The sequence below is a fragment of the Gemmatimonadetes bacterium SCN 70-22 genome (assembly GCA_001724275.1).
Classification (GTDB): Bacteria; Gemmatimonadota; Gemmatimonadetes; order Gemmatimonadales; family Gemmatimonadaceae; genus SCN-70-22.
In genome coordinates this window covers 98417-107121 of record MEDZ01000024.1, presented here as the reverse complement: position 1 = coordinate 107121, position 8705 = coordinate 98417, and the positions used below count along the sequence as shown (strand labels likewise).

Genomic DNA, 8705 nt, shown 5'->3' with positions numbered 1-8705 from the left:
CCCCGTCATCGTCCCGGGGTGGCCGCGCCCGCGCGGCTACGCCGACGGGATGTCGGCGCGGGGACGCGTCGTCGTCACCGCCGGGCAGACCGGCTGGAATCCCGTGACCCTGCAGTTCGAGAGCGACGACTTCATCGCGCAGTGCGCCCAGGCGATGCGCAACCTCATGACGGTGCTGGGCGCGGCGGGGGCGACGGCGGGCGATCTCGTCCGGCTCACCTGGTACATCACCAGCCGCGACGAATACGCGGCGGCCGCCGCCGAGGTCGGGCGCCTGTACCGCGAGGTCGTGGGGCGCCACTTTCCCGCGATGTCGGTGGTGGTCGTCGCGGGGCTGGTCGAGCCGCGGGCCAAGGTGGAGATCGAGGCCACGGCGGTCGTCCCGGAGTAGCGCGCCGCGCCCGGCACCCTGGTCCGCCGCGGCGACGCCGACGCGTCGCCCCATCGCGTCGATCCGCGATCCAGGCCGGAGCGTCAAGCCGTCGCGGGCGATGCGGCCATCGCGATGCGCGCGGTGATGTTGGCCCCCTTCCCCAGCAGGGGGATGAGCGACGCCGCCGCCATCGCCGACGTCTCGATCGCCGTCGTCCGCGCGATCCTCTTCCGGCGGGGGAGTGGAACGAGACGTCCGTGCGGGGCGCGGGAGGCGCAGGGTGCTTGGCAAGGGACGGCCGGCGGGGGATATTCCTTCGGCTCCGCCTAACGTCGTGCGGCCGGCTTCCCGACCGGCCGGCGCTCCCTCCACGCCGACTCGTCGTCGCCTCGCCCATGGTGAGAATGTCGCGTCCCACCCCAGCCACCGAAGACCTGGCCCTCGTCCTCGGCGGGGGCGGCGCGAGGGGGGCCTACCAGGCGGGGTTGCTGCGGGCCATCGCGCGGCGGTACCCGCACCTGCGCATCCCCATCCTCGCCGGCGTGTCGGCGGGAGCGGTCAACACCATCCACCTCGCCTCGCACCGCGGGACATTCGAGGAGTCCACGGACCAACTCGTTAGGCACTGGCTGTCGATGACCCCCGAGCAGGTGTACCGGGTCGACGCCCACTCCCTCCTGTCGGGCGTCATTCGATCCGGCTACGGGCTCCTCTCCTCCGACCCCACGGAGCGCGAACGGGTGCGCGGCATGGTCGACACGGCGCCCCTGCGCGCGTTCCTCGAGCGCACCCTCGAACGCGACGAGGACGGGGCGCTTCCCGGCATCCAGTACAACCTGTCGCGCGGCACGCTGAGCGCGGTCGCCCTCAGCGCGACGAGCTATACCACCGGCCAGTCCGTCACCTGGGTCGAGGGGCGCCGCCCGTCGCTGTGGGAACGCCCCCAGCGTCGCAGCCTGCCGGCACGGCTCGGCGTGGACCACGTCATGGCCTCGGCCGCCCTCCCGATCTTCTTCCCCGCGGAGCGCGTCGGCAACGAATGGTACGGCGACGGGGGCATCAGGCTCACCGCCCCGCTCTCTCCGGCCCTGCACCTGGGCGCCTCGCGCATCCTCACGATCTCGACGCGGTCCAACGCCGCTCGCCCCGTCCCCACGGTCAGCGAGGCCGCGCCCTATCCGCCGCCGGCCCAGGTCCTGGGGACGCTGTACAACGCCGTCTTCCTCGACGTCATCGACCAGGACGTCATGCGGCTGAACATGATCAACGAGCTGGTCCGGAGGCTCGCACCCTCGCAGCGCGAAGGGCTGCGGATCATCGACATCCTCGTCCTGCGCCCGTCGGTCGACCTCGGAATCCTCGCGCGCGAATACGAACCGCGACTCCCGAAGGTGTTCCGCTTCCTCACCCGAGGGCTGGGGACGCGCAAGTCGACGAGTCCCGACATCCTGTCGTTGGTGATGTTCCAGGAAGACTACCTCCGGCGCGTCGTCGACCTGGGAGAGGCGGACGCAGAGCAGCACCACGCGCGCATCGCCGCCTTCATCGAGGGCGATCTGTCCGGGGCGGCGTAGTGGAGGGGAGGCGCGGGGCGGAACGGCCGCGGAATGGCATGATGCGGCCCGAGAGGATTGGGTGAGGGGCGGGGGACGGATGAGGGGCAAATTTCGTTCGGGGGGGGCCCCATGTCCCCCAGGCGGAATTTTCATCCCCCTGTCGCTCCCGAGCGACGCCCCGCGGGACCAGGACCCCACACCCCTCCCGCCGCACTCCCTCCACCTCAGGCCATTCCGTCCCCCGCGGGGCGCAATCCCCCCCCCCCCCCCCCNCCCCCCCCCCCCCTCCCCGTCGAGCCGTTCCCGCCACACCATCCCAAGGGGCGAATGCGCAACGACTTGCCCGCGACGCGTCGCCTGTGCCCTTCGGGGTAGGTCGTCCCTCGACCGCCCCGGCACGGGTGATGCACTTGTGATGTGGCGCACACCGGTGGCATCGTCTCTCCATGGCGACAACCCCCGGATGGCGATTCGATCCGGTGTGCGCCACCCGAATTCAGCGGCTGTCCCTTGGACGGCCTCGATCCTTGCCGTATCAACCCCCTTCGATACGGTGGATGGAAAGTGGGCTGGGTCCCGGAACCCAGCCCACTTTTCATTGTCCTGTTCCGCGAATATCGTGACTCGCCCCCGGCTGGACCCGGCTGGCCCTGGCTGGCCCTGGCTGGCCCTGGCTGGCCCTGGCTGGCCCTGGCTGGCCCTGGCTGGCCCCGGCCCTCCCCGCTGGCTCGTCGCGCGACCGAATCCAGACGCCCCTTCGTACCATGAGTCCAACGCGACCCACCGGCGCCGAAGCGCTCGTCGCCCCGCTCTACCTGGTGGCCTTCCTCCTCGTGGCGACCCCCGCCATGGACTTCGCCACCAGTATCGTCCCCATCCGGGCCGGCAGCATGGAATGGCGCTTCGCGTCGGTCGGCCTCCTCTCCGGTTTCCTCCTCACCCCGCTGCTGGGCATGGCACTCGCGACGGGGGTCGCGCATTTCGCCGGGCACCCGCGATTCCTCCGGATCCTGGCGATCCTGAACCTCCTCGTCAGCATCACGCTGCTCGTCGTGCTCGTCTTCTTCCTGCTCGACGTCGTGCAGCTGCAAGGCGGCGTGCAGGAGGAGGCCAAGCCGGCCTTCGCGACCGCGGCGCTCAAGGCGCTCGTCAAGCACGCCACGTTCATCATCGCGCTCGCCTTCCTGGCGTGGCGCGGGATCGGCATGTCGCGCCGGTCGTCCCGCGACGCGAAGCGCACCACCGCCTCGATCATCGTCGGAGGATAGATGCGCCCAGACGCGCCGGCGTCCGCCGGCGACGACGCGGCACTCGTCGTCACCTCGCGCGACGGGGCGATCGCCACGCTGGTGATCAACCGTCCCGACAAGCACAACGCCCTCAGCGCCGGCGTGCGACGGGCACTCCTCGACGCCGTGAGCGCATGCTCGGCCGACCCGGACGTCCGCGTCATCATCATCACCGGGGCGGGGGAGAAGTCGTTCGTCGCCGGCGCCGACATCGCGGAGTTCGCGACGCGCACCCCCGTGGACCAATACCGGGTGATGCGCGCGCCGTCTCCGCTCGAGGCCATCGAGCGCTCGCCCAAGCCGGTCATCGCCGCCATCAACGGCTACTGCCTCGGGGGAGGACTCGAGCTCGCGATGGCCTGCGACTTTCGCCTGGCCTCGGACCGGGCGCGCTTCGGCCAGCCCGAGATCAATCTCGGGATCATCCCGGGCGGGGGCGGGACGCAGCGCCTCCCCCGGCTGATCGGGCTGGGCCACGCGATGCGCATGATCCTGAGCGGCGAGCCGATCGACGCCGCCGAGGCGCTGCGCGTCGGGCTCGTCCAGGACGTCGTCCCGTCGGAAGACCTGATGAGCCGGACACGGGACATCGCGGGCAAGATCGCCGCCAAGAGTCCCGTCGCCCTGGCGGCGGCGAAGGAGGCGACGCGTGCGGCCCTGCAGACCCCGCTTGCCGAGGGGCTGCGCGTGGAAAGTGGACTCTATCTCCTGGCCTTTTCGAGCGCGGACAAGGACGAGGGGGTGCGCGCCTTCCTCGAGAAGCGTCCCCCGCACTTCACGGGGCGATAGGGGTAATTCACCGGGTGGGACAGACGGTTCGCCCCAACCCGCTTGTCGCGCATCACCGATCCCCCCAATGTTCGTATCCAGGTGATGGAAGTGACGCCGGCCACCCGGCCGACCGCCATCACGGGCCGTGAGGTTCCCCCCATGCTGTTTCGACGCATCATCGAGTCGAATGCGCGCGCATCGCTGATCGCGGCCGTCGAGGGGTACGCGGTGAGCATCGTCGCGCATGCGGCCCTCCTCGGTGGCACGCTGGTCGTGACGCACGACGCGCGACCGTCGAACGTCGCGGATTCGTTCACCCCGGTCGCGTACTTCATCCCGCGTGACCGGATCATCGGATCGCGACCCAAGCAGGAGCGCATCACCTACATGTCGGCCGACGCCCTCGGCGGGGGCGCCGCGTCGGGGGCCGGGGACGAGACGTACCGGAAGCCCGCACCGGATCCTGGCCCCGGGCTGCAGGAGATGAGCAGCAAGCTCGCCGACGACGCGGATTCGGCGCCCCAGGCGGACGGCGACTCGATCATGACGGTCCTGCAGGTGGACACCGCCGCCGCGCGCTACGACGACAGTGCCGCCCCTCCCTATCCCCCGAAGCTGCTCGAGCAGCGCATCGAGGGGTCCGTCGGGATCCAGTACGTCGTCGACACGACGGGATACGCCGACACCTCGAGCGTCGTGATCCTGTCGGCGACCCACGAGGAATTCGCGAAGTCGGTGCGCCGCACGCTGCCGCAGATGCACTTTCGTGCGGCGGTCATGAACGGACGCAAGGTGCGGCAGCTGGTCCAGCAGATGTTCGCCTTCCGCATCGATACCTCGCTCATCGCGCAGCAGAAGAAGCAGGACAGGCCCGAGCCGCGTTAGGCGCCAGCGCGCGCGGTCGGAGCCGAGCGACCGATTCGGCCGGCCGCGAGTGCGCGGCGACGACGCGGAGGGGGACCACCCGATTGTCGCGCGAGCGCCGGCGCACCATTCTCCCCGCATGTCGAAGCCATTCGTGCATTCGCCCCCTCCGCTTCGCGGCGTCTTCCGTACGGACGATGCCGCGCGTGCCGTGTACGCCGAGAGCGCCGGCGTGTTGCAGCGCCTGCCGCGCGCGGTCGCCGTCCCCGCCGATGCCGACGACCTGCAGGTGCTGGTGCGGTGGGCCGCGGCGCAGCGCGTCCCGCTCATCGCGCGCGGTAGCGGGAGCAGCATGTCCGGGGGGGCGGTGGGTGACGGTGTCGTGGTCGACCTCTCGCGGTTCACCGCGCTGTCGCCCGTGGACGTCGTGCGCCGCGCCGTGCGGGGCGGAGCCGGCGTCCTGCGCCGCGACGTGGAGCACGCCGCCAATGCCGAGGGGCTGCGCTTCCCGGTCGACCCGTCGAGCGGGACCTTCGCCACGATCGGGGGGATGGCGGCGACCAACGCGGCGGGGCCGCGCGCCCTGGCGTACGGCGCGATGCGTCGCTGGGTCCGGGCCCTCGATTGCGTCTTTGCCGACGGGAGCCGGGCCACGGTGCGTCGCGGCGAGCCCCTTCCGGAGGGAACCACGGCGCTCGATCGCTGGGGCGCGGTGGCGGGAGAGTGCCGCCGGGCCGCCGGCGCGCTCGCGGCCCCGCGCGTCCGCAAGGAGTCGTCAGGCTACGGCGTGCACGACTACGCGGCGAGCGGAGAGCTCATCGACCTCCTGGTCGGGAGCGAGGGCACCCTCGCCCTCTTCGCGGCCGTCGAGCTGCAACTGGCGCCGATCCCGCCGGCCACCGCGAGCGTCCTCACGTCGTGGCCCTCGCTCGACCTCGGGATGGTGGGCGCCTCGCTCGCCCGCCAGTCCGGGGCCGCCGCGTGCGAGCTCCTCGACCGCACCTTCCTCGACGTGGCCCGCAGCGGCGCCCCGCTCCCCGTGCCTAACGATGCCGAGTGCGTGCTCCTGGTCGAGCTCGAGGGTGACGGGCTCGAGGGTGACGGGCGCGAGGGGACGGGCGCGGTCGCCGATCGCGCCAGGGCGCTGGCCGCGGCCTGCGAGCGGCACGGGGCATCCAGCGCCCTGGTGGGGCTCGACGAGGAATCGGAAGAGGCGCTGTGGGCGCTGCGGCACGCGGCCAGCCCCATCCTGGCCCGGCTCGATCCCCACCTGAAGTCGATGCAGCTGGTGGAGGACGGATGCGTCCCCCCGGAGCGGCTTGGCGACTACGTGCGCGGGGTGCGGCTGGCGATGGAGCAGGCGCGGCTTCGCGGCGTCGTCTTCGGGCACGCGGGCGATGCGCACGTCCACGCCAACGCCCTCGTCGACGTGCGCGAGGACGACTGGCGGGAGCGCGTCCAGGCGCTGTTCGACGACGTCGTCACCCTGACCGCTTCCCTGGGCGGGACGCTGGCGGGGGAGCATGGCGACGGCCGCCTGCGCACGCCCGTCCTCGAACGGATCTGGCCACCCGAGGCCCTGTCCCTCTTCCGGCGCGTCAAGGAGGCGTTCGATCCCGCCGGGATCCTCAACCCTGGCGTGAAGCTCCCGGCGGGTGCGGAGCGGGCGCTTTCGGGCATCAAGTACGACCCGCAGCTCCCCCCCCTCCCGGACGATGCGCGACGCGTCCTGGCCCGCGTCGAGCGCGAGCGCGCGTACGATCGGTCTCGTCTGGAGATGCTCGGCGAGCCGGACTAGGTTTCGCGCCACCGACGCACGTCCCGCCCCTCGCCTCCCGCCTCGCGCCCCATGCTGTACTACGAACCGCGTGTCACCGTCCTCGCCCGCCCGGCCTTCACCGAGCCCGGGCACCTCCCGGTGCAGTGGAAGGGAGAGTCGAGCGACGGCGAGCGGCTCGCCGAGTTTGCCGGGCGGCTGTGCTACATGAGCCAGCGCAACCCCGCCGGGCGCGCGACGCGCGAGTACCTGGAGAACATCCTCAAGCAGGGGCACGGGAGCGTCCTCGAGCACGCCAACTACTCGTTGCTGCTGGAGGGGATCTCGCGCTCGCTCACGCATGAACTGGTGCGCCACCGCGCGGGCTTCGCCTACTCGCAGTTGAGCCAGCGCTACGTGGACGAGTCGGAGGCCGCCTTCGTCGTCCCCCCGGCGATCGTCGGTGACGAGGCGCTGGAGCGGGCGTGGCGGGAGCAGATGGAGGCGGCCCAGCGCTCGTACGTGGCGCTGGTGGACGACCTGATGCAGCGGTATGCGTGGGTGTCGGACAAGGTGCACCGGCGCAAGATGGCGCGTGAGGCCGCGCGCGGCGTCCTCCCCAATTCGACCGAGACCAAGATCGTCGTGACCGGGAACGTGCGCGCCTGGCGCACGATGCTCGAGCTGCGCTGCGGCGAGGGGGCGGAGCTCGAGATCCGGCGCCTCGCGGTCATGGTCCTGCGGACGCTGCAGCACGAGGCGCCGGCCTTCTTCGGCGACTTCGAGATCTACCTGGCCGAGGATCGCCGCGAGTCGGCGCGCCCGGGCTACCACAAGGTCTGACCCGGGGCACGGCGGGCGCGCCCGCATCGGCGAGGCCCCAGCGCGCGCGCCTCGCCCTCCAAGTTCCGGCACCGGCGCCCCAGAAGCGGGGCGCCGGTGTCGTTTCCCCCTCGCCGCGCGTGACCTAACGGGACTCGGTGCCGTTAGGCATGATCGTTGCGTGGTGCGGAAGTTGCCGGTTGACCGCCGGTTCCCGGGCGCGTAGTATGGCGCCGGTTTGGCGGCCTCGACCATGACGACAGCACCTGGCGCACGACGATGCGGATTGGCGTGGCGTTCGACGAGGGACCTAACGAGGATGGAGCGATGGCGTCCCAGGCGCTCGCCCCGCTCGGCGACGTCGTTCCCATCCCCGTGGGCGACCGCCTTGCCGACCTCCTGCGCGCGACGCGCCCCGACATCGTCCTGAACCTGGCCCACGGCAACGGCTCGCCCGAGCGCCGGCTCCGGGTCCCCGCCTCGCTCGAGGCGCTCGACATCCCCTTCTGCGGGAGCGACTCGGCCACCCACTCGACCTGCGTCGAGCGCCCGCGGCTCAAGGCGATGCTCGCGGCGCGTGGCATCCCGACCGCCACCGCCACGGTCGTCGATGCGCCGGGGCAGCTCGCCCCGTTCCGTCACCGCGCCTTCCCGGTGGCGATCCGGCGCGCCCGCGGCGTCTCCTCGTGCTTCGCCACCCTCGTGGCCCACGACTTCGACGATCTCGAGGCGATCGTCGCCGAGCTGCGTGCCGCGTCCGATGAGCCGGTCCTCATCGAACGCTTCCTGCCTGGCGAGTCGTTCGCCTGCACCATCCTGGGGAATGGCACGGAGTCGGTGGCGCTTCCGGTCGTTAGCGTCCCCAACGACCCGTATGCCGCCGCCCCGGCGGTCCCGTGGGCGAAGCCGGTGCGCATCGCCCACGGGCTGGCCGAGGACATCGCGTCGATCGCCATGCGCGCGTTCCACGCGCTCGGCTGCCGCGACGTGGCCCGCATCGACATCCGGCTCTCCGACGCCGGCGTCCCGCACGTCTGCGGCGTCGAGCCCGTCCCCGCCTTCACCGGCAGGGGCGACGGGGCGATGATCTCGGCGGCACGCGCCGCCGGCGTGGGCGAGGCAGAGCTGGTCCAGCGCTGCCTCGTCGTCGCGGCCGCGCGCGAAGGGATCCGCCTCCCGTCGGCCCCGGCACTCCGTCGCATCTCGCGCCACACACCGCCGGGGGTGCACCCTCGCTGGGTGACAGGGGGGTGAGTCGCCCGAGGCGCGCCCCG

Annotated in this window: 8 protein-coding genes; all 8 read left to right on the top strand. The window is 72.2% G+C overall.

Annotated elements, in window-relative coordinates:
* Positions 1 to 7 precede the first annotated feature (7 nt).
* Complete coding sequence (locus ABS52_12900) at positions 8 to 391, top strand: enamine deaminase RidA (protein ID ODT02718.1); 384 nt, start codon at positions 8 to 10, stop codon at positions 389 to 391.
* A gap of 386 nt (positions 392 to 777) precedes the next feature.
* Positions 778 to 1947: a patatin gene (locus tag ABS52_12895; GenBank protein ID ODT02709.1), complete on the top strand. Its 1170-nt coding sequence runs from the start codon at positions 778 to 780 to the stop codon at positions 1945 to 1947.
* A 746-nt stretch (positions 1948 to 2693) separates the two neighbouring features.
* Positions 2694 to 3197, top strand: coding sequence for a hypothetical protein (locus ABS52_12890; GenBank protein ID ODT02708.1), 504 nt, complete (start codon positions 2694 to 2696; stop codon positions 3195 to 3197).
* Positions 3198 to 4007 (top strand): crotonase, encoded by an 810-nt coding sequence (locus tag ABS52_12885; protein ODT02707.1) that lies wholly within the window; start codon positions 3198 to 3200, stop codon positions 4005 to 4007.
* 42 nt (positions 4008 to 4049) lie between these two features.
* Entirely contained in the window at positions 4050 to 4874 is an 825-nt protein-coding gene (locus ABS52_12880) for a hypothetical protein (GenBank protein ODT02706.1), read from the top strand.
* Between the two features lie 118 nt (positions 4875 to 4992).
* Positions 4993 to 6651 (top strand): hypothetical protein, encoded by a 1659-nt coding sequence (locus ABS52_12875; protein ODT02705.1) that lies wholly within the window; start codon positions 4993 to 4995, stop codon positions 6649 to 6651.
* A 51-nt stretch (positions 6652 to 6702) separates the two neighbouring features.
* Complete coding sequence (locus ABS52_12870; GenBank protein ODT02704.1) at positions 6703 to 7452, top strand: thymidylate synthase, flavin-dependent; 750 nt, start codon at positions 6703 to 6705, stop codon at positions 7450 to 7452.
* Positions 7453 to 7710: 258 nt separating this feature from the next.
* Positions 7711 to 8685, top strand: a complete 975-nt coding sequence (locus tag ABS52_12865) for a hypothetical protein (GenBank protein ODT02703.1) — start codon at positions 7711 to 7713, stop codon at positions 8683 to 8685.
* The last annotated feature ends 20 nt before the right edge of the window (positions 8686 to 8705 follow it).